Genomic DNA, 19,459 nt, shown 5'->3' on the forward strand with positions numbered 1-19,459 from the left:
GAAAACTTAAATGTAATTACTTTTGAAGATAATCAAAATCATCTATTTCCAAATCCGTTTAATCATGAGTTAAATTTAAAATATCCTGAAACAATTAAATCAATTTCATTTTATGATGCTTTAGGTAAAAAGATTAACTCTTCATTTGTTTATAACAGTACTGTAATTAATACAGAATTTTTAAAAGATGGATTTTATTTTTGTTTGATTACTCTTATTAATGATTCAACTGAAATGATAAAGTTATTTAAAAGATCAAAGTAAATATTGAAATTTAAAAACTTACCATGAAAAATTTAATTTTATGCTTTTTTAGTTTTATCATCTTAAGTTGTAATGATGACGATGTAGAACCTGTTGTAACGCCTCCTTTTGTGCCTGTAGTTATAGAGCCTATTTTAATAAGTAAAAGGTCAATTAACAGCACACTAGATATCGTTCAACAAAATACAGTTTTTAACAGTGAAATAAATTGGAATTTGTTATTAAATCAATTTGATGCACCTTTTATAAGTATTGGCTTAGGAAATTATTTTACTGAATCTTATTTTGAAGAAACTGTGATTGATTTTACAAACTATACAGTTATTGTAGTTATTGATAGAATATATGGTAATGGTGGCCATACAATTGATATTACTAATATTACTGAATTTGAAACTACTATTGTTGTCACAGTTGAAAATTTGCAGACTGGTAATGGATCAAGTGTTGTTACTCAACCATATCATATTGTCAAAATACCAAAAGCGACTAAACCTATTGTTTTTGAGTAAGATGTAGGAATTAATTGAAATGAATTGATTAGTTTGTTTTATTTTTCCATAGGGAGAAACCCACTGCTACCGATATATCATCCCTACCGGATTTTGATTGCTGAATGGAATTTGTTTTCTACCAATATTAAACACCTAACAGGGGTTTTTGTTTTGGAGTAATAATTGTTAAACCACCTTAAACTTTAATAAAATTACTACTTTTGCTCTAAACAACTAAAGTAGTAAAATGAAATACTTACAACTCATTCGTTATCAAAACCTGTTGATGCTTGCTTTGATGCAATTGGTTTTTCGATACGGATTTTTGAATCAGCAAAATTGTTATTTGGCTTTAGCCGATTGGCAATATCTTTTGTTAGTTTTATCCACAGTTTTGATTGCAGCAGCCGGTTATGTTATTAATGATATTTTTGATCAGGAAACAGATTCAATCAATAGACCAAATTCTCAAATTGTAGGCAAATTGATTACAGAATCAAAGGCTTATAACATCTATGTTGCTTTAAATATCCTTGGTGTCAGTATTGGTTTTTACTTGTCGAATGTGATTGAAAAACCAAGTTTTGCGACTATCTTTATTTTTATAGCGGCTTGTTTATACTTTTATGCCACGACTTTGAAAAAAGTTTTGCTATTAGGTAATTTAATGGTTGCCTTTGTATTAGCCTTGAGTGTTTTAATTATTGGTGTTTTTGATTTATATCCTGCGACGCATGAAGGCAATCAGGATCAGATGCGAATGTTGTTTGGCATTTTAACCGATTATGCCTTTTTTGCCTTTTTAATTAATTTCATTCGGGAAATAGTGAAAGATGCGGAAGATGTTAAAGGAGATTATAACCAAGGCATGCAAACCTTACCTATCCTTTTGGGAGTTGGACGAACTTCAAAGGTTGTTTTCGGATTGCTTTTAGTTCCAATTGGGATTGTTTTTTGGTATGTGAACAGTTATTTAATGTTTAATGATTTGTATTTCGCTGTTTTGTTCTTGCTGTTTTTAGTTTTATCTCCCCTCTTGTATTGTTTAGTAAAAAGTTGGACTGCGAAATCTACTGCTGATTTTCGTCATTTGAGTTTACTTTTAAAATGGATATTATTCTTTGGAATTTTGTCAATTGTTGTTATTAACTACAATATCAAACAAAATGCTTAACGAAAAATTAAAAGAATTTCATTTGATTTTAGCCTCGGGTTCGCCCAGGAGGCAACAGTTTTTTAAGGATTTGGATTTAGACTTTGAAATTCGGTTGAAAGAAATTGAGGAACTCTATCCGGAGCATATGAAAGCAGAAGAGATTACGAATTTTTTAGCCCAATTAAAAGCCAATGCCTTTGAAGGCGAACTCAAAGCAAACGATATTTTAATTACGAGCGATACTATTGTTTGGCATCAAAACCAATGTTTAGGAAAACCGAAAGATTATGATGATGCTTTTCAAATGTTGCAATCGCTATCGAATGCTACGCATGAAGTGATTACATCGGTTTGTTTTAAAACCGTTGATAAAACCGAAACCTTTTTTGAAGTGACAAAAGTTACTTTTCAAACCCTTTCAGCAGCAGAAATTCGTTATTATTTAGATCATTATAAGCCCTTTGATAAAGCCGGCAGTTATGCCATTCAGGAATGGATTGGCTATGTTGGAATCAGTAAGATTGAAGGTTCATACACCAATGTTGTTGGCATGCCTATGCATGCTGTTTATGAGAAATTAAATTCATTTTTAGCTTAGTTAATATGGAATTTTTTAAACTTTATATTAAAGAGGAAATTGCAACGGGAGTTGTTATTTTAGTTTCAATTATATTACGCTTTTTAGTTGCTAAAATCGTTAGACGTTTTGCCCGAATGAGTGAAACGTTAGAACACAGAACCAATTTAGTAATTAAGTATTTCAATTTATTGATTGGGACTGTTGCCATAATTGCTTTGTTTGTGATTTGGGGAGTTAAAACGCAAGACGTTATTTTGGTTGTTTCTTCCTTGTTTGCCGTGATTGGGGTGGCGATGTTTGCTCAATGGTCTATTTTGAGTAATGTTACTTCCGGGATTATTATATTCTTTGCAGCTCCTTTTAAAATTGGGGATACCATCAAAATTCATGATAAAGACTTTCCCATAGAGGGCGAAATTGATGATATTCGTGGTTTTCATACTTTTTTAAAAACAAAGGAAGGCGAATTGATTACCTATCCAAATAGTTTACTTTTACAGAAAGGAATATCGGTGATTAAAAATACTGCGGAAGAAAAAGAGTTTTTCGATTAAAAAAGCGTATCTTATCTTAATGCTATTTTTGTAAAACTAGCGTTATCGTTTTATGCCGACAAGAATTATTCTTTTGATTATTGTGTTTTTTTGTTTTTTTACTTCTTATTCGCAAGAAAAAAAAACAGCAACTGATTCAACCTTAAAAGGTTATCAGAAAATTGAAAATACAGCGAAGAAAAGTAAATTTACTGCAAGTTTGCATCGGTTAATTTTCAAATCTACATCGGTTAAGCAAACCGGAATAAAAACGACTCAAATTGTTTCCAACTATTCGCAATTTGAAGGTAAAATCATTCGAAAAATATCGATTCAAACACTTGATCCTTTTGGGTTTTCTGATTCTGATTCTACCAGGACACCTCGTCATTTTGCGTCGAAAGCAGGTAATTCCGTTCACATTAAAACAAAAAAGTTTGCCATTCGCAATATCTTACTGATTGAAGAGAATGAACCTTTTGACAGTTTGAAAGTGAAGGAAACCGAACGATTAATTAGAAGTCAGCGTTTTGTTAGACGGGTAACTGTTTATAGTGAAAATGTAATCGGGTCGTCTACTGATAGTGTTGATGTTAAAATTACTGTTTTAGATTCGTGGAGTTTGATTCCTTCAAGCAGTGCTACAACAAACAAAGCCAGTTATGAACTTTTGGAACGTAACTTTCTTGGAAGCGGACATTCATGGGACAACAAATACACACATGAATTAGATGATAAACGAAGAGCTTTTTCTACCCGCTATATTATTCCGAATATAAAGAACACTTACATTCAAACGACACTAAATTATCAAATGGATGTTAATAAAGATTATATTAAATATATAGAAATAGAGCGAAAATTCTTTTCTCCGTTAACCCGATGGGCCGGAGGAATTCTGTTGGAAAACCGTTTGTTGAAAGACAGTTTGATTGATAGTAACAGCAATTATGAATTACAAACATTCAAGTATGGAACAATTGATGCTTGGGGCGGACATTCTGCACCGATATTAAAGGGAAACAGTGAGACGGAGAGAACGACCAATTTGATTACAACCTTGCGTTATTATAAACGAAATTATGAGCGAAGGATTTCGGAAGATTATGATCCGTATGCATTTTATAGCAATGAGGAGTTTTGGCTCACGGGAATTGGGGTTTCCTCTCGAAAGTATGTTAAGGATGAATACATTTTTAATTATAACATTACGGAAGATGTTCCGATTGGAAAATATTACGGTATCACTGCGGGGATTCAAGACAAAAATGATAATACCCGATTGTATGTTGGAGCCCGAGCGACCCTAGGTGATTATTTTAAATGGGGTTATTTTAGTACGAACTATGAATATGGTACTTTTTTTAACGATGGTAAAAATGAACAAAGTGCATTTTTAGCGGAATTGTATTATTTCACGCGACTTTTTGAACCGGGGAAATGGAAAATCAGGCAGTTTTTTAAAAGCAATATGGTTTTTGGAGGGCATCGATTAGACATTAAAGGAGATCAATTGTCGATTAATGAAGCGAATGGTATTACCGGATTTAATGATGCTAAACTGATTGGGACTAAAAAGATGATTTTTTCTTTTCAAACACAATCTTACTCCCCTTGGGAATTAGCCGGATTTCGGTTTAATCCGTTTTTTAATTATACGTTAGCGTTTATTGGTGATTCTGAAAATGGTTTTAAGAAGAGTGAGGGTTTTTCTAAAATTGGTCTTGGGATTTTGCTTTCGAATGATTATTTAGTTTTTAGTACGTTTCAATTTTCGATTGCTTTTTATCCTAAAATTCCAAACGAGGGAAGGAATATATTCCGAACAAATAATTTTGATACACGTGACTTTGGTTATTTAGATTTTGAGATTAATAAACCGCGTACTGTTTTGTATGAATAACTGTACTTTAAACTAAAATTTATCCCTATTGTTAGGTATTTTGTCAAATTGTTGGCACAATATTAACAGCAGAATTGGTTATTATTTTGTACATTTACTTCAAGTTTTACCCATACTGATAACTGCAAAGAATACCACAGTTCGTTTTTAATTAATTTTTTTTAAAATTAGATTGAAATGAAAACTGTCAATTACTTAACCCTTTTTTTGTTCCTTGTTATAGGAACTGTTGCAACGAGTCAATCTTATATTATAGAGTCTCAAAAAGATTTAATTAAACAATCGAAAGTTTCTTTGGATTCGACACGGTATTATTATTTTCCGAATTTAGAAGCTTATTATGATACTAAAATTTCGATGTATATTTTTAAACGTAAAGGCGAATGGGTTACTGAATCTCACATTCCGGCAAATTATAGAGGCTATAGTTTATTTAATAAACGTTATGAAATTATAAATGGATTAGTGAATACCGACACTCCGCAAGAATTTATTGAACAACACAGAAAAGAATATCCGCCTATTTTTAAGGCAAAAGACATGAAAATTAAACTAGACAAAGAGAAAAATAGTAGTTTGACATATAATTAGAATTGGTTTTTAAATTAAGTAAGGCAGTCTGAATGGAGTTAATCTATTTAGACTGTTTTATTTTGGTTACTTCAAACGACTAAAGTTTACATAATTCCTATCTTATTCGTGATTTAAAGTTATCGGCATGCTTGTTGACTATTATAAAGCAATCACCTTTTTTAAAAAAAGAAAAAATGAAAACACTTAAATCTATTATACTGGGAATTTTTTTGGTTGTTGCTGTTAGTGTTTCCGGTCAAGTTGCTGTGAATGTTAATGTGGGCACTCCCCCGCCTTGGGGCCCGGCGGGATATTCGTCTGCACGGTATTATTATTTGCCTGAAATTGAAGTTTATTATGATGTGCAACGAGCAAATTATATTTATTTAGGAAACGGGAAATGGTATCGAAGCAATCATTTGCCTAAAAGATGCAAACATTATGATTTGCATCGTGGTCATAAAGTAGTGCTTACAAACTATCATGGCTCTTCTCCTTATTCGTTTTATCATAATCATAAGGTAAAATATCCGAAAAACTATAGGGGAAATGGGCATAACTCAACAGCTCATTACGATAATCATCAGCACAAGTCTAATCAGCATAAAGGGAAAGGCCATTCGAACGGGAATGATCATTCCAACAATAAAGGAGGAAAAAATCATTCGAAAGGGAAAAAGAATTAACTATAAATGAACTAAAACGGAGCCTTATTTGCTCTGTTTTTTTTATTCGTAAAAAAGTTTTGCTGATTCAATTGAAGGTTGAAAATTTAGTTTGAAGATATACAATCCTGAACTCTTTGCTGAACGATGTTGTTAGTTTTATATATTCCGCAAAGTCGGGAGACATTTGCGGAGCGTTTCATTAGATATTTATCCTGAACTCTTTGCGGAGCGAGGGCGGGTGTTATTAATGTTTTTTATTTTCTGATAGCCAGTTAGAGATACTTCTCAAAGGCAAAAACAGGATAAACAAAGCTATACCAGAAGATAATACTCTAATTATATTTACATTATTATTTTTTGGATAAAAAAAGTAATCATATTTTTTGTTATAGTAAAGTGCAATTTGTTCGCCTTCAAAATGATTAAGGCACTGCTTCTCAGATAAATTTATTTTATACGCCTTGTTTTCCTTTCTAATTTTAACAAAAGATCTTACTCTTGGTGCAGCACTACACTTTTTTTCAGTTATTATATGATTTTCAATAACTAAATTATTTTTCTCATGATTTTCTTGAACATAATAAAACAAGGAAGCTCCAAAAAAAATAAAAGAAATAATTAAATAAAACCATTGATATTTAAAATAAAGTAGCTTCATATTGTAACTAATTAAATACACTATATCTCTAACTTTAATTGAACTCGAACTCCCTGAAGTCTTACTTATAACACTTTATTCTGCGAGATTGGGAGACCATAGAAGATCAAAATGCTAATTTAGAAATTTTGACTTTGTGGAACGGTTAATATTAATGTTTTTTTATATTCCGCAAAGTCGGGAGACATTTGCGGAGCGTTTCATTAGATATTTATGCTGAACTCTTTGCTGAGCGGGGGAAATCACTTATTCCAACACAAATTTATTTTTCTGCTGATTTACTTTTATTATACTATCTCTTATTTCTAACCAAATATAACTACCTTTTTTTCTATATAAAATAGTATCTAATTTTATCTCTCTATAATGAGGTTTATCTATTACATTTAAAGAACCCATAGCAATAGCTTTTAAAAAAATTGTATCAGATTTTATACTGATAAAATTTTTCCTATCCAACCCTAAAGACCTATCTGTAATTATTTGTTTGTTTTTGAAAAAAACAGAATCATTTATCATTAAAAATATTTTTTCATCGTCGTATACGGATGAAAACACAATATTTGTATATTTTTCATTATTCTTTAAATTGTTTTTATCATGAATACTACATGAATTTAAAATAAATAAAATAATAATGCTACTTTTTAATACCTTGATTGATTGTGCCATTTTCAATATTATAAATTATAGTTGATATCTGATCTGTAAAAAGTCTAAAACCTGAAACGTAATTTCCAAACGTTTGATACATTCGTAAAACTCTGTGTTAATTTAGAGATGAACATTTCGGGGAGCGGGGTGTAAATTTTAATTAAAAATAGTAAAATTTTGTATAATTTAGGTGTTATTAATGTTTTTTATATTTCGCAAAGTCGGGAGACATTAAAGCCTAGAGCTACTCTATAGACTTTGAATCTACGGAATTTGACACGCTAAAACAGAGGCTATTTTACTTTGTTGTTTATTATTGTTAAAGAAGTTCTAAATTAGCCCTCGAACTTAGGTAATTTAGTATATTTGGTTTTTACAGAAAGCAAAAATCAATGGTTAAAAATTGCTATACCTTCCTCCTTTTTTTCTTCTTATGGCTTTCGGCTATACATGCTCAACAACCTTCAAAACCTTCGGCCGTTGAAATTTATCATCAACTTGAAAAACTGAATTTTTTAGGTTCAGTGCTTTATATTGCCGCACATCCTGATGATGAAAACACCCGATTGATTTCGTATATGTCTAATCACGTTCATGCCCGAACGGGTTATTTGTCGTTAACGAGAGGTGACGGAGGTCAAAATTTGATTGGTCCTGAATTACGTGAATTATTAGGTGTTATTCGTACGCAAGAACTTATTGAAGCCCGAAAAATTGATGGCGGTGAACAATTTTTTACTCGTGCAAATGATTTTGGGTTTTCTAAAATTCCGGATGAGACACTTCGCATTTGGAATAAAAACCAAGTTTTGGAAGACATGATTTATATTATCCGGAAATTTAAACCGGATGTTATTATCAATCGATTTGATCATCGCTCACCCGGAACTACGCATGGTCATCACACGTCGTCTGCGGTATTGTCTATTGAGCTGTTTAATCAGGTGAATGATGCTGCTGTGTTTCCGGAACAACTGAAATATACTTCGCTTTGGCAACCAAAACGGCTTTATTTTAATACCTCGTGGTGGTTTTATGGAGGTCGAGATAAATTTGAAAAAGCCGACAAAAGCAAATTAACTAATTTTGATATGGGTGTTTTTTACCCGGAATCAGGAAAATCAAATCAAGAGATTGCTGCTTTAAGTAGAAGCAGGCATCAATCGCAAGGTTTTGGCAGTACAGGAACCCGCGGAGAAGAAGTTGAATATTTAGAATTTATATTGGGCGAAAACCCAACGCCTAAAAATGCTATTTTTGAAGGGATTGACACTTCGTGGAATCGTGTTCAAGGCGGAGCTGCCATTGGTGTGATTTTGGCTCAAGTTGAAAAGGAGTTTGATTTTAAAAACCCAGCGGCCAGTATTCCCAAATTAGTTGAAAGTTATCAATTGGTTCAGAACTTGAAAGACGAACATTGGAAGAAAATTAAATCGAATGAACTGAAGAAAATTATTGCCGGATGTGCCGGATTATATTTAGAAGCCGTTGCGGAAACACAAAGTGCAACGCCGGGAAGTGTTTTAAAAGTTAAATTGGAAAGCATAAACAGAAGTGCTCAAAAAATGACTTTGAATGGAATTACTACTACTCCAACGTCAACAATAGTTTTTAACCAATCAGCATTAGAACCTAACAAAGCTGTTTTTTCTGATATCGAATTAATGATTCCGGCAACGCAGGAATATACTTCTCCTTATTGGTTAAAAGAACAAGGAACGGTAGGAATGTATGCGGTTTCAAATCAACAACAAATTGGGATTCCTGATGTTATCCGAACTATTTCTGTGACTTTTTCAGTTGAAATTAATGGCGTTGTTATTCCGTTTGAAAAAGAAGTTATTTATAAATTTAACGATGAAGTTAAAGGAGAGGTTTATAAACCGTTTGATATTGTTCCGGTTGTGACTACCTCAATTCTGGATAAAGTAAAAATATTTAATTCAGAAAAAAGTAAAACCATTGGTGTAAAAATAAAAGCCGGAAAAGATAATGTTTCGGGAACCGCTCATTTAGAGGTAAATTCAGGATGGAAAGTTACTCCTGCGGCCATTCCGTTTCAACTTAACCGAAAAGATGCGGAAACAACGGTTTATTTTGAAGTAACTCCGCCTAAAAACAGCAGTGAGATTACTATTTCCAGTTATGCAATGGTTGATGGGAAAAAAGAAAATTATGAGCAAACAATCATTCAATATGAACACATTGCTCAACAACAAATACTTTCAACTTCAGAAGCTAAATTCAGAAAATTGGATTTGAAAACCAATTCAGAAAAAATAGCTTATATCATGGGAGCGGGAGATGAAGTTCCGCAATACATTTCGCAAATGGGTTATTCGGTAACTATTTTGAAACCGGATGAAATTACTTCAGAAAATCTTAAAAATTTTCAAGTTGTGGTTATGGGCGTCAGGGCTTATAATAAGGTAGATGAATTAGCTTTCAAGCAGCAACTTCTTTTTGATTTTGTTAAAGAAGGCCATACGATGATTGTTCAATATAATACTAGTGGTAAACTTACCGTTAAAGACTTAGCCCCTTATCCGTTGAAATTATCAAGAGATAGGGTTACGGAAGAAGATGCCGAAATGCGATTTTTAGCACCAAATCACCCGGTTTTGAATTATCCGAATAAAATAACTTCGAAGGATTTTGAAGGATGGGTTCAAGAACAAGGGTTATATTATCCGGATGAATGGGACGCAACCTTTACCCCTCTTTTGTCATCTAACGACAAGGGAGAAGAAGCAAAAAATGGCGGTTTATTAGTTGCTTCACATGGAAAAGGCTTTTATATTTACACCGGTTTAAGTTTCTTTAGGGAATTACCGGCCGGCGTTTCCGGTGCATATCGGTTGTTTGCAAATATGATTTCTATTGGTACAAAATCAAATTAAAACCATGAAAAAAGAACAAAATAAAACATTGAAAAGCATATACATTTGGGTACTTGTAGCCAATGCTCTTTATATTATTCTGTTTTATATTTTTATGAAATACTTTTCTTAATTCATGCAAACACTCGATTGGTTTATACTCATTTTTTCCCTACTATTTATAGTGGTGTATGGAGCATGGAAAACGAAAGGAAGCCAAGATGTAAAAGATTATATTTTAGGGAATAACGAGAGTAAATGGTGGACGATTGGTATTTCGGTAATGGCAACACAAGCCAGTGCCATTACTTTCCTGTCGACACCCGGACAAGCTTTTCATGACGGAATGGGTTTTGTTCAATTCTATTTCGGATTGCCGCTGGCGATGGTTTTTATTTGTATCTTTTTTATACCTATTTATCATAAACTTAATGTTTATACGGCTTATGAATTTTTAGAAAATAGATTTGACCAAAAAACCCGAAGTTTAGCCGCTATACTGTTTTTAGTTCAAAGGGGTTTAGCTGCCGGAATTACCATATATGCTCCGGCAATTATTTTGTCTTCTATTTTGGGTTGGAATTTAAATTGGCTTAATTTTATTATTGGTGTTTTAGTGATTATTTATACGGTTTCCGGCGGAACAAAAGCCGTTAATGTTACGCAAAAACAGCAAATGTTTATTATTATGTTTGGGATGTTTATTGCATTCTATTTAATTTTAAGCTATTTGCCCAAAGAAATCTCTTTTGGCAATGCTCTACAAATAGCCGGCGTTAATGATAAAATGAATATTCTGGATTTTTCAGTTAATCCGAATAGTCGTTATACTTTTTGGAGCGGAATTACGGGTGGATTATTTTTAGCTCTCTCCTATTTTGGTACAGATCAATCGCAAGTGCAACGTTATCTTTCGGGAAAAACTGTGAGGGAAAGTCAGCTTGGTTTGATTTTTAACGGTTTTCTTAAGGTTCCGATGCAATTTTTTATTTTGTTAACCGGAGTGATGGTTTTTGTGTTTTTTCAGTTTAATAAAGTGCCGCTGAATTTTAATCCAACGAGTCAAATTGCGGTTGAAAAATCTATTTATGCTGCTGATTATAAAAATTTAGAAGAACGATTAGCCTTGATTCAAGAGGAGAAAAAAATTGTGACCTTAACGTATGCCAAGCAAATAAATATTGATGTTGATAATCCTGTGCTGAGAAAAAGAATAATTGCTTTATCTGAGAAAGAAAAGAACTTACGGGAAGAAGCACAAGGCATCATAAAAAAAATAAAGCAGGAACCCAATGACAAGGATTATGTTTTTATCCATTTTATATTACATTATCTACCGACGGGACTTGTTGGTTTATTGCTTGCTGTGATACTTTCGGCAGCTATGTCGTCAACGGCTTCTGAATTGAATGCGTTAGCTTCAACTACGACCATTGATATTTATAAACGGAATTTAAAAAGTGAGAAGTCCGATAAGCATTTTGTTCAGGTCTCAAAAGTTTTTACGCTTTTGTGGGGAGCTATCGCGATTTTATTTGCTTGTTTTGGAACGCTGGTAGAAAACTTAATTCAATTAGTGAATATTATCGGTTCTGTTTTTTACGGAACCATTTTAGGAATATTTTTAGTTGCCTTTTTTGTGAAATTTATTAAAGGCAATGCTATTTTTTATGGAGGAGTTCTCAGTCAACTAATCATTTTTATCATTTACTATTTTACCATTCACATTTATCCATCAGGTAAAGAACTCTTAGGCTATTTATGGCTCAATGCGATTGGTGCTGCACTAACGTTAGGATTATCTGCTTTGATTCAGGTTAGTATGAGAAATAAAAACTAAATTAAATTTAAGGAAATAAAAAAATCCTATACTGAATTTTCAGTATAGGATTTATAGTATTTAAACCCTATTATTTTTTACTCCACTCGGAAATACTGTCTTTGTTCATTTTTACGTAATCTGCATTACCCGCTTTTTCAGCAGCTTCTAACGATGCTTTAGCCGTTTCGATAGCTCCTTTTTTATCGCCTAATTTAGCTTGAATTTGAGATTTTAAACGATTATACCAAAAAGGAGTTCCTTTTTCAGCGGTCATTGCAACTGCTTTATTTACATATTCCAAGGCTTTAGTCATATCGCCATTTGATTGGAAAAAATATTGAGCAGAAGAAAAATAATCACCCGCACTTGGTCCGGCTAATACTTTATCAATGCTTGCCATGGCTAATTTGCTTGTTGGAACTTCAAATTTAACGGCCACTAATGTTTTTTCCCAAGATAATTCTAAATGAGCAAAATCATTTGCAATATTATTCAAGGAAATGGTAAACGTTTCCACATTTCTGGTTAAGGTTTCAGGCTTTACATTAGTACGTAAGGCAACTTTAGCTTCATCCCAGTTTTCAGGAGTTCCCCAATTTTCAGTATCTGCATAAAATACTACTTCCCAATTATCCGCTTTTGGCGTTGTGAAAATGGCATATTTTCCTTGTTTCAGTGTTTTACCATCAATCACAACATCATCTCCAAACGTTACCATTGAATTTTGATTTGCACCGGTTCTCCACATTTTTCCAAAAGGAACTAAATTTCCGAATACCGCTCTTCCTTTTGCACTCGGACGACTATAATCGATTTCAACATCTGTTAATCCGACTGATTGTTTAAAATTAGCTCTCGGACTTGGAGCCGGTGTTTTCACTTGTGCTCCCACTGTCATTGTAGCTACAAAAAATGTAAGTGCTAAAACTATTTTTTTCATGTTTTAAAAGGTTTTGTTAATTTATCAAATTTACAGTTTCATTTTGGCACTAACTGTTAAGAAAAGTATAAATTGAAATTATTTTGTTTAATGTTTGGTTATTTAGTTTAAACAATATTGTACCTTTACAAAAAAATAAAGCATGAAAATATATACGTTACATACTAAACAAAACCTTCCCATTTCATTACAAGAAGCATGGGATTTTCTTTCCAGCCCCAAAAATTTAAAAACCATTACACCTGATTATATGGGTTTCAATATTTTATCAGGAGCGGAGAAGCCAATGTTTCCGGGTCAAATTATACAATATATTGTTACTCCGGTATTGGGGATTCCAACAAAATGGGTGACCGAGATAACGCATGTTCAAGACAAAAAATATTTTGTAGATGAGCAACGGTTTGGCCCTTACTCGCTTTGGCATCACAAACATTTTTTAAAAGAAATTCCGGGTGGTGTTGAAATGGAAGATATTGTGGATTATAAAATTCCAATGGGTATTTTAGGGCAACTTGTTCATCCGATTTTAGTTAAACCAAAATTGAATGAAATATTTAATTATCGTCAAAAAAAATTAATTGAACTCTTTGGAGAATATAAAGGTTAATATGAAAAATATATTATTGATAGGTGGCTCTTACGGAATAGGACTAGCCATTGCAAAAGAATTACAATATGAATGTAAAATTTTTATTGCTGCCAGAACGAATGAATTGAGCAGTGATTTGAATATTACCTATATTCCATTTGATGCCACAACGGATGAATTTGATACTTCAAAAATACCGACCGTTTTAGACGGATTAGTTTATTGCCCCGGGAGTATTAATTTAAGGCCTTTTAAGGGAATCAAACCGGAAACGTTTGAAAGTGATTTAAATTTAAATTTTATTAGTTTAGTGAAGGTGATTCAAACTGTTTTACCTAATTTAATCGCTTCAGAACAATCGAGCATTGTGCTTTTCAGTAGTGTTGCTGCCAGCATGGGAATGCCTTTTCACACCAGTGTTGCTGCTTCGAAAGGAGCTATTGAAGGATTTGCAAAAGCTTTGGCGGCAGAATATGCTCCGAAAATACGTGTAAATGTGATTGCTCCCTCATTAACCGATACGCCATTGGCTGATAAATTTTTGAACAATGATGTTAAAAAAGAAAAATCGGCGGAACGTCATCCGCTGAAACGATTTGGAAAACCGGAAGATTTGGCTCAAATGGCTCAGTTTTTATTGAGTGATAAAAGCAGTTGGATTACCGGCCAAATCTTTCATGTTGATGGGGGAATGTCTACGCTTTTAGTTTAGATTGTTTAAAGTTGTTTAAAAGATAGTTTACCGATGAATATATTTTGGTTTCGAAGAGATTTACGATTGGAGGATAATGTGGGCCTTTTTCATGCTTTGAATAGCACGGAAGAAGTTTTACCAGTGTTTATATTTGATGAATCCATTTTAGATGAACTTCCAAAAGATGATGCTCGGGTTACTTTTATTCATGAATTACTTTCTAAAATTCAAGAGCAATTAGCCCTTCAAGGGAAATCGTTAGCCGTTTTTCATGGAAAACCGGTTGCTGTTTTTAAACAATTGATTGGCGAGCATTCTATCTCGACTGTTTATACCAACCATGACTATGAACCTTATGCCAGAAAAAGGGATAAAGAAATTAATCAATTGTTGAAAGAACATAGTATTGATTTTAAAACCAGTAAAGACCATGTTATTTTTGAAAAAAGTGATGTAGTGAAAGACGATGGTTTGCCTTATGTGGTTTATACTCCATATTCTAAAAAATGGAAAGAGAAATTCAAAACCATAGCCTTATTGAACTATAATTCAGAGGAGAGAATAAGCACTATTGCAACACACTCCTACCCTTTTTTAAGCTTATCAGAAATTGGTTTTCAAAAATCGGGGATTGAAGTTTCTCCTTATACTGTTTCCGAAAATCTGATTTCAAACTATGAAGCTACTCGTAACTTTCCTGCTTTATCCGGAACATCGATGTTAGGAGCTTATTTACGATTTGGAGCTGTTTCTATTCGGAAAATGGTTGCGAAAGCGATCGCTTCAAAAAATGAAATCTTTTGGAACGAGTTGATTTGGCGTGAATTTTTTATGCAAATTCTATGGCATTTTCCACATACTATACACAAAAGTTTCAAAGAGAAATATGATGCCATTGAATGGAATAATAATGAAACGGAATTTCAAAAATGGTGTGAAGGAAAAACAGGTTATCCTATGGTTGATGCCGGAATGCGAGAATTAAATGCAACCGGACATATGCATAACCGGGTTCGGATGGTGGTTGCCAGTTTTTTATGTAAACATTTATTAATTGATTGGCGTTGGGGAGAAACCTATTTTGCTCAGAAACTATTTGATTATGAGCAAGCCAGTAATGTAGGTAATTGGCAATGGGCAGCGGGTTCCGGGGTGGATGCGGCTCCTTATTTTAGAATATTCAATCCGGCGGAGCAAATTAAAAAATTTGATAAAGATTTAAAATATATTAAAAAGTGGATTCCTGAGGTTGAAACCTCTGCTTATTCCTTACCGATTGTTGATCACAAAGAAGCTCGGGAACGTTGCTTGCGGGTTTATAAAGAAGCCGTTGGATAACTTTATTTAACACAATTTGGGAAATATCAATCATAATTAATCGTACCTTACAGAAAATCAAATAGATAAATTATGAAAAACAGATTAATTATGTTGACTATTATAGCAACAGCAACATTATTTTCGTGTGCTAAAAAAGAAGAAAAACCGGCAGAGGTGATTGTTATTGAACAACCTGTTGAACAAGCAGCTCCTGTTGAACAACCTGCTCCTGTTGAAAATACCGACGGTACTACAATTGAAGTTGATAAAAACGGCGTAAAAGTAAGTTCTGATAAAACGTCTGTAGATATTGATGGTGGGAAAGCAAAAGTGGAAGTTAAAAATTAAGTTATTATAGAATTTCCCTCTTCCGGAGGGAAATTTTAATTTATCAATTGTATCTTTTCAAAACTCAATTCGTTGAAGTGACTAATTACTTTGTCAGCCAATGAATAATCTTGTAGTTTAGAGTTTACACTATCATATCCGATGCAATAAATTCCTGCGGCTTTCGCTGCTAAAATTCCGTTTGTACTATCTTCAATTACGATACAGTTTTCGGTTGGGGTTTTAGCTAAAAAAGCAGCTTGTTGGAAAATGGCGGGATGCGGTTTTGAGTTAGGAAAATCTTCACCGGAAACTTTGTGCGTGAAGTATTTATGCAAATCAAAACGGTTGAAAATCCTTTCAATAGTTACATTTGCAGAAGAAGAAGCTAGGACTAACTGCATTTCATTTTGATGTAATTCTTTTATTAGTTCTTCTACTCCCTCTAATAAATAGATGTCTTTTTTTTGATCGAAGGCATCGTTAAATAAGTTGCGTTTTACTTCTACTAAAGCATTGACTTCTTGCGGTAAGTTATAAACTGATTTTAATCGTTCATAAATATTTTTGGTTGAATTTCCTGTGAATGAAGCATACATTTCAGGAGAAACGTCGATGTTTAGTTGTTTGAAATGTTGTTGATAGGCAAAATGATGTACCGGTTCGGTATCAACGATTACGCCATCCATGTCGAAAATTACTGTTTGTATCATTTTTTGAGGGGCTGAGGTTCTGAGGTTCTGAGGTTCTGAGGTTCTGAGGTACTGAGATGCTAAGTATCTTAGAAACTATTTTTCCAGTAAATGTTTTACGACGGTTTCTGCGGCGTATAAACCGAAAAGGCCGGGCATCCAACTGTTTGTTCCGTAGAATGATTTTTTGAAATTATTTCCGTCTGTTAGTTTTAAACTTGATTCGTCTTGGATTTCTGAGGAGAAAACAACTTTCAGTTTGTCAATTTTTACTTCTTTTAAGCGTCGTTTCATTGTTTTGGCTAAAAAACAGTTTTCAGATTTACTGATGTCGGAGACTTTTACTTTTGAAGCTTCCATCTTTCCTCCTGCTCCCATGCTGGAGATTATTTTGACTCTTTTTCGTTTGGCCGCAATGATTAAATTTAATTTTGGGGTGATGCTGTCTATACAATCTAAGACATAGTCAAACTCTTCTGAAACGATTTCCATTGCTCTTTCGGGAGATAAAAATTCTTCTACGCGAACTAAATTTAATTCCGGATTAATGTCCATTAATCTGTCGCCAACGATTGTTACTTTGGGCATTCCTATTGTTGAATGCAAGGCCGGTAATTGACGGTTTATGTTTGTGATGTCGACTACATCGCCATCGACAATGGTTATGTTTCCTACTCCGGCACGGACTAAGAATTCTGCGGCGAAAGAGCCGACTCCGCCTAATCCTACGACTAATACGTTAGCGTTTTTTAATTTGTTTAATCCTTCTGTTTTGAATAAGAGCTGTGCTCGTTCTTGCCATTTATTCATTGTTCTTTTGTTGCGGGTTACGGGTTGCGGGTTGCGGGTTGCGGGTTGCGGGTTGAGGGTTGCGGGTTTCGGGTTACGGGTTACGGGTTACGGGTTGCGGGTTACGGGTTACGGGTTGCGGGTTACGGGTTACGGGTTCATTTTTATTTTAAATACTTTTTCAAAATTTGTTGCGATGATTGCTTTCATTTCTTCTATTTCGATGTTTTTATAGGTTGCTGCTAAAGCATATACTTCTTCAATTGATTCTTCCACGGTGTCGGTTTCTAAAAAAATGCGATTGTTGGGTACCGATTGGAACACACTTTTTAATTCCGGATTCCGCAATAAATATTTTCCAAATGAGAGATAGAATCCATTGTCAATTAATTGTTTGGCCGTTTGTTCGTTTTTTGAAAATCCGTGAACAATCATTGGTACTGAAATCTTTACTCGTTTTTTTATTTCAATTAGTTCCTGAAAAGCGGAAACGCAATGCAAAACTAATGGTTTTTGGTGTTTTTCTGCTAATCTAATTTGCTTTTCGAATACTTCGATTTGAAGTTGTAGCGGTATGTCGATTCGTTTGTCTAATCCGCATTCGCCGAGGGCGAGGCATTCGGGTAATGCCAGTTTTTCGTCTATTGTTTTTAAATCTTGTGGCAACCTTTGTTCTTCTATGTACCAAGGGTGAATTCCGATGGAATAGGTGGGAATGGATTCGTCAAATTCCCATGGGTATTGGTTGACTAATTCCAATCTTGTTTGTTGGTTAGTAAATTGGTGGGTGTGCAAATTGAAATAGTTCATTAGTCGTGGTACTTTTTGACTCCGGCTTTTACTTCTACTTTTAAATCATTTTCTGCGGGTGGAATTGGGCAAGAATATTTTTCATTGTAGGCACAATAGGGATTATAGCCTTTATTAAAATCAATGGTCCAGGTGTTTCCTTTTTGTACTTCCATGTCGATGTATCTTCCGCCGCCGTAGCTTTCGACTCCGGAAGTCAGGTCGGTGAAGGGAAGAAACAGGCTGTCTTTATGACCGGGTTTCTTGGCGTATTCTACATTTTGATAGACGTTTAGTTTGCAGGGAACGTTGTTGATGGTGAATTGTAATTCGCCGTATTTTACATAGATGGGTTTTCGGGCTGTGGTGGTTTTCATTTCAAATGGTTTTTCCTTTTTTGTTCTGGTGAATTTTGCTTGAACAAAATAGGTTTCTGAAATTGGGTAAAACTCTAAGTTCACGAAGTGTTTTAGGTCTTCTTTCTTTAAAGGGCTTGCCGCGGTATCGGCATAGTGTTCGTTTAGTTCTTTTTGAAATTGAAGGACGGAATCTTTTTCGAATTTTTGTTGGGCGAAGGCTATTTGAACTAGGAGGAGAAAGAAGAGTGATTTCATGAATGAATTAGGAATTACGAATTAGGAATTACGAATTAGGAATTACGAATTAGGGTTTGGTTATTGGTTGTTTCAAATTTAATTAATTGGAATGGAATTATGGGGGGTTTTTAAAGGATTTCATAGTATTCTTTTGAAGGATTGAACACGGATGAGGTGGATTGAATGGATTTAAAGGATTTTTATTGGGTATCGCTTTGCGATAAATGGATTTTAAAGGATTGAAAAGCGTTTTAAGTTTTTTTTTCTTTTGTTCTTTTGATTTTTTTGGTTTGTAATGTTGCCTACAGAATTTTATTCCGTTTTTTCTATTACCTTAATTGGTTTAAATATATTTTCATTCGGATAATAATTATCCATAAATTCAAAATATTCTAGGACACAACCACCTTTATCTCCTAATCCTACTGTGCTGAATTTCAGCGTATCTTTTTGATTGATTATTTTATAAATCCAATCTTCGTTTGAGTCAATTTTAGTTCTTTTAAAATTAGTTAGAAAGTGTTGTTCAAATTCGT

Annotated in this window: 22 protein-coding genes; 14 read left to right on the top strand and 8 right to left on the bottom strand. The window is 33.6% G+C overall.

Annotated features, from left to right (window positions below):
• The 8 genes from C0512_RS12285 to C0512_RS12320 form a co-directional block, all read left to right on the top strand.
• Window positions 1-264: T9SS type A sorting domain-containing protein (locus C0512_RS12285; protein ID WP_290862008.1), on the top strand; the 264-nt coding region annotated here is incomplete at its 5' end.
• Between the two features lie 23 nt (window positions 265-287).
• Window positions 288-776 (top strand): hypothetical protein, encoded by a 489-nt coding sequence (locus C0512_RS12290; RefSeq protein ID WP_290862010.1) that lies wholly within the window; start codon window positions 288-290, stop codon window positions 774-776.
• A gap of 229 nt (window positions 777-1,005) precedes the next feature.
• On the top strand, window positions 1,006-1,932 hold the full coding sequence (locus C0512_RS12295) for a geranylgeranylglycerol-phosphate geranylgeranyltransferase (protein WP_290862013.1): 927 nt from the start codon (window positions 1,006-1,008) through the stop codon (window positions 1,930-1,932).
• Window positions 1,925-2,512: a Maf-like protein gene (locus C0512_RS12300; RefSeq protein ID WP_290862015.1), complete on the top strand. Its 588-nt coding sequence runs from the start codon at window positions 1,925-1,927 to the stop codon at window positions 2,510-2,512. Before C0512_RS12295 ends, C0512_RS12300 begins: the two co-directional genes overlap by 8 nt.
• Window positions 2,513-2,517: 5 nt before the next feature.
• Window positions 2,518-3,048, top strand: a complete 531-nt coding sequence (locus C0512_RS12305) for a mechanosensitive ion channel domain-containing protein (protein ID WP_290862016.1) — start codon at window positions 2,518-2,520, stop codon at window positions 3,046-3,048.
• A 52-nt stretch (window positions 3,049-3,100) separates the two neighbouring features.
• On the top strand, window positions 3,101-4,930 hold the full coding sequence (locus tag C0512_RS12310; RefSeq protein WP_290862018.1) for a hypothetical protein: 1,830 nt from the start codon (window positions 3,101-3,103) through the stop codon (window positions 4,928-4,930).
• A 177-nt stretch (window positions 4,931-5,107) separates the two neighbouring features.
• The gene (locus tag C0512_RS12315; protein WP_290862020.1) at window positions 5,108-5,521 is read left to right on the top strand and encodes a hypothetical protein; all 414 of its coding nucleotides are present in this window, start codon (window positions 5,108-5,110) and stop codon (window positions 5,519-5,521) included.
• Window positions 5,522-5,697: 176 nt separating this feature from the next.
• Complete coding sequence (locus C0512_RS12320; RefSeq protein ID WP_290862021.1) at window positions 5,698-6,189, top strand: hypothetical protein; 492 nt, start codon at window positions 5,698-5,700, stop codon at window positions 6,187-6,189.
• A 226-nt stretch (window positions 6,190-6,415) separates the two neighbouring features.
• On the opposite strand, the gene C0512_RS12325 is transcribed toward C0512_RS12320, so the two are convergent.
• A complete protein-coding gene (locus tag C0512_RS12325) occupies window positions 6,416-6,829 on the bottom strand; it encodes a hypothetical protein (RefSeq protein ID WP_290862023.1) in 414 nt (137 codons plus the stop codon).
• A 246-nt stretch (window positions 6,830-7,075) separates the two neighbouring features.
• Window positions 7,076-7,501: a hypothetical protein gene (locus C0512_RS12330; RefSeq protein ID WP_290862025.1), complete on the bottom strand. Its 426-nt coding sequence runs from the start codon at window positions 7,499-7,501 to the stop codon at window positions 7,076-7,078.
• A 374-nt stretch (window positions 7,502-7,875) separates the two neighbouring features.
• Between C0512_RS12330 and C0512_RS12335 the strand changes: the two genes are divergently transcribed.
• Both C0512_RS12335 and C0512_RS12340 read left to right on the top strand, forming a co-directional pair.
• A complete protein-coding gene (locus C0512_RS12335) occupies window positions 7,876-10,383 on the top strand; it encodes a PIG-L family deacetylase (RefSeq protein WP_290862027.1) in 2,508 nt (835 codons plus the stop codon).
• 115 nt (window positions 10,384-10,498) lie between these two features.
• Entirely contained in the window at window positions 10,499-12,202 is a 1,704-nt protein-coding gene (locus C0512_RS12340; protein ID WP_290862029.1) for a sodium:solute symporter, read from the top strand.
• A gap of 70 nt (window positions 12,203-12,272) precedes the next feature.
• On the opposite strand, the gene C0512_RS12345 is transcribed toward C0512_RS12340, so the two are convergent.
• On the bottom strand, window positions 12,273-13,124 hold the full coding sequence (locus C0512_RS12345; protein ID WP_290862031.1) for a DUF2911 domain-containing protein: 852 nt from the start codon (window positions 13,122-13,124) through the stop codon (window positions 12,273-12,275).
• A gap of 142 nt (window positions 13,125-13,266) precedes the next feature.
• Between C0512_RS12345 and C0512_RS12350 the strand changes: the two genes are divergently transcribed.
• The 4 genes from C0512_RS12350 (at window position 13,267) to C0512_RS12365 (ending at window position 16,078) form a co-directional block, all read left to right on the top strand.
• Window positions 13,267-13,734, top strand: coding sequence for an SRPBCC family protein (locus C0512_RS12350; RefSeq protein WP_290862033.1), 468 nt, complete (start codon window positions 13,267-13,269; stop codon window positions 13,732-13,734).
• A 1-nt stretch (window position 13,735) separates the two neighbouring features.
• Window positions 13,736-14,428, top strand: coding sequence for an SDR family NAD(P)-dependent oxidoreductase (locus tag C0512_RS12355; protein ID WP_290862035.1), 693 nt, complete (start codon window positions 13,736-13,738; stop codon window positions 14,426-14,428).
• Between the two features lie 33 nt (window positions 14,429-14,461).
• Window positions 14,462-15,748 (top strand): deoxyribodipyrimidine photo-lyase, encoded by a 1,287-nt coding sequence (locus C0512_RS12360; RefSeq protein ID WP_290862037.1) that lies wholly within the window; start codon window positions 14,462-14,464, stop codon window positions 15,746-15,748.
• A 72-nt stretch (window positions 15,749-15,820) separates the two neighbouring features.
• A complete protein-coding gene (locus tag C0512_RS12365) occupies window positions 15,821-16,078 on the top strand; it encodes a hypothetical protein (protein WP_290862039.1) in 258 nt (85 codons plus the stop codon).
• Window positions 16,079-16,113: 35 nt separating this feature from the next.
• On the opposite strand, the gene C0512_RS12370 is transcribed toward C0512_RS12365, so the two are convergent.
• The 5 genes from C0512_RS12370 to C0512_RS12390 form a co-directional block, all read right to left on the bottom strand.
• Complete coding sequence (locus C0512_RS12370) at window positions 16,114-16,770, bottom strand: HAD family phosphatase (RefSeq protein ID WP_290862041.1); 657 nt, start codon at window positions 16,768-16,770, stop codon at window positions 16,114-16,116.
• A gap of 75 nt (window positions 16,771-16,845) precedes the next feature.
• On the bottom strand, window positions 16,846-17,559 hold the full coding sequence (locus tag C0512_RS12375) for a tRNA threonylcarbamoyladenosine dehydratase (protein WP_290862043.1): 714 nt from the start codon (window positions 17,557-17,559) through the stop codon (window positions 16,846-16,848).
• Window positions 17,560-17,688: 129 nt separating this feature from the next.
• On the bottom strand, window positions 17,689-18,348 hold the full coding sequence (locus C0512_RS12380; protein WP_290862045.1) for a TatD family hydrolase: 660 nt from the start codon (window positions 18,346-18,348) through the stop codon (window positions 17,689-17,691).
• Window positions 18,348-18,941 (bottom strand): DUF1684 domain-containing protein, encoded by a 594-nt coding sequence (locus C0512_RS12385; RefSeq protein ID WP_290862047.1) that lies wholly within the window; start codon window positions 18,939-18,941, stop codon window positions 18,348-18,350. The genes C0512_RS12380 and C0512_RS12385 overlap by 1 nt, the downstream gene beginning before the upstream one ends.
• A gap of 294 nt (window positions 18,942-19,235) precedes the next feature.
• Window positions 19,236-19,459, bottom strand: a 224-nt coding sequence (locus C0512_RS12390; RefSeq protein WP_290862049.1) for a hypothetical protein, incomplete at its 5' end; no start/stop codon positions are given.

The sequence above is a fragment of the Flavobacterium sp. genome, from assembly GCF_013822155.1.
Classification (GTDB): domain Bacteria; phylum Bacteroidota; class Bacteroidia; order Flavobacteriales; family Flavobacteriaceae; genus Flavobacterium.

Excerpts from the sequence above, each read along its gene's own strand:
- C0512_RS12310 (WP_290862018.1), top strand. The coding sequence starts at position 3,101 with ATGCCGACAAGAATTATTCTTTTGATTATTGTGTTTTTTTGTTTTTTT.
- C0512_RS12355 (WP_290862035.1), top strand. The coding sequence starts at position 13,736 with ATGAAAAATATATTATTGATAGGTGGCTCTTACGGAATAGGACTAGCC.
- C0512_RS12360 (WP_290862037.1), top strand. The coding sequence starts at position 14,462 with ATGAATATATTTTGGTTTCGAAGAGATTTACGATTGGAGGATAATGTG.
- C0512_RS12295 (WP_290862013.1), top strand. The coding sequence starts at position 1,006 with ATGAAATACTTACAACTCATTCGTTATCAAAACCTGTTGATGCTTGCT.
- C0512_RS12305 (WP_290862016.1), top strand. The coding sequence starts at position 2,518 with ATGGAATTTTTTAAACTTTATATTAAAGAGGAAATTGCAACGGGAGTT.
- C0512_RS12370 (WP_290862041.1), bottom strand. The coding sequence starts at position 16,770 with ATGATACAAACAGTAATTTTCGACATGGATGGCGTAATCGTTGATACC.
- C0512_RS12315 (WP_290862020.1), top strand. The coding sequence starts at position 5,108 with ATGAAAACTGTCAATTACTTAACCCTTTTTTTGTTCCTTGTTATAGGA.
- C0512_RS12330 (WP_290862025.1), bottom strand. The coding sequence starts at position 7,501 with ATGGCACAATCAATCAAGGTATTAAAAAGTAGCATTATTATTTTATTT.
- C0512_RS12320 (WP_290862021.1), top strand. The coding sequence starts at position 5,698 with ATGAAAACACTTAAATCTATTATACTGGGAATTTTTTTGGTTGTTGCT.
- C0512_RS12365 (WP_290862039.1), top strand. The coding sequence starts at position 15,821 with ATGAAAAACAGATTAATTATGTTGACTATTATAGCAACAGCAACATTA.
- C0512_RS12290 (WP_290862010.1), top strand. The coding sequence starts at position 288 with ATGAAAAATTTAATTTTATGCTTTTTTAGTTTTATCATCTTAAGTTGT.
- C0512_RS12375 (WP_290862043.1), bottom strand. The coding sequence starts at position 17,559 with ATGAATAAATGGCAAGAACGAGCACAGCTCTTATTCAAAACAGAAGGA.
- C0512_RS12325 (WP_290862023.1), bottom strand. The coding sequence starts at position 6,829 with ATGAAGCTACTTTATTTTAAATATCAATGGTTTTATTTAATTATTTCT.
- C0512_RS12350 (WP_290862033.1), top strand. The coding sequence starts at position 13,267 with ATGAAAATATATACGTTACATACTAAACAAAACCTTCCCATTTCATTA.
- C0512_RS12340 (WP_290862029.1), top strand. The coding sequence starts at position 10,499 with ATGCAAACACTCGATTGGTTTATACTCATTTTTTCCCTACTATTTATA.
- C0512_RS12385 (WP_290862047.1), bottom strand. The coding sequence starts at position 18,941 with ATGAAATCACTCTTCTTTCTCCTCCTAGTTCAAATAGCCTTCGCCCAA.
- C0512_RS12335 (WP_290862027.1), top strand. The coding sequence starts at position 7,876 with ATGGTTAAAAATTGCTATACCTTCCTCCTTTTTTTCTTCTTATGGCTT.
- C0512_RS12380 (WP_290862045.1), bottom strand. The coding sequence starts at position 18,348 with ATGAACTATTTCAATTTGCACACCCACCAATTTACTAACCAACAAACA.
- C0512_RS12300 (WP_290862015.1), top strand. The coding sequence starts at position 1,925 with ATGCTTAACGAAAAATTAAAAGAATTTCATTTGATTTTAGCCTCGGGT.
- C0512_RS12345 (WP_290862031.1), bottom strand. The coding sequence starts at position 13,124 with ATGAAAAAAATAGTTTTAGCACTTACATTTTTTGTAGCTACAATGACA.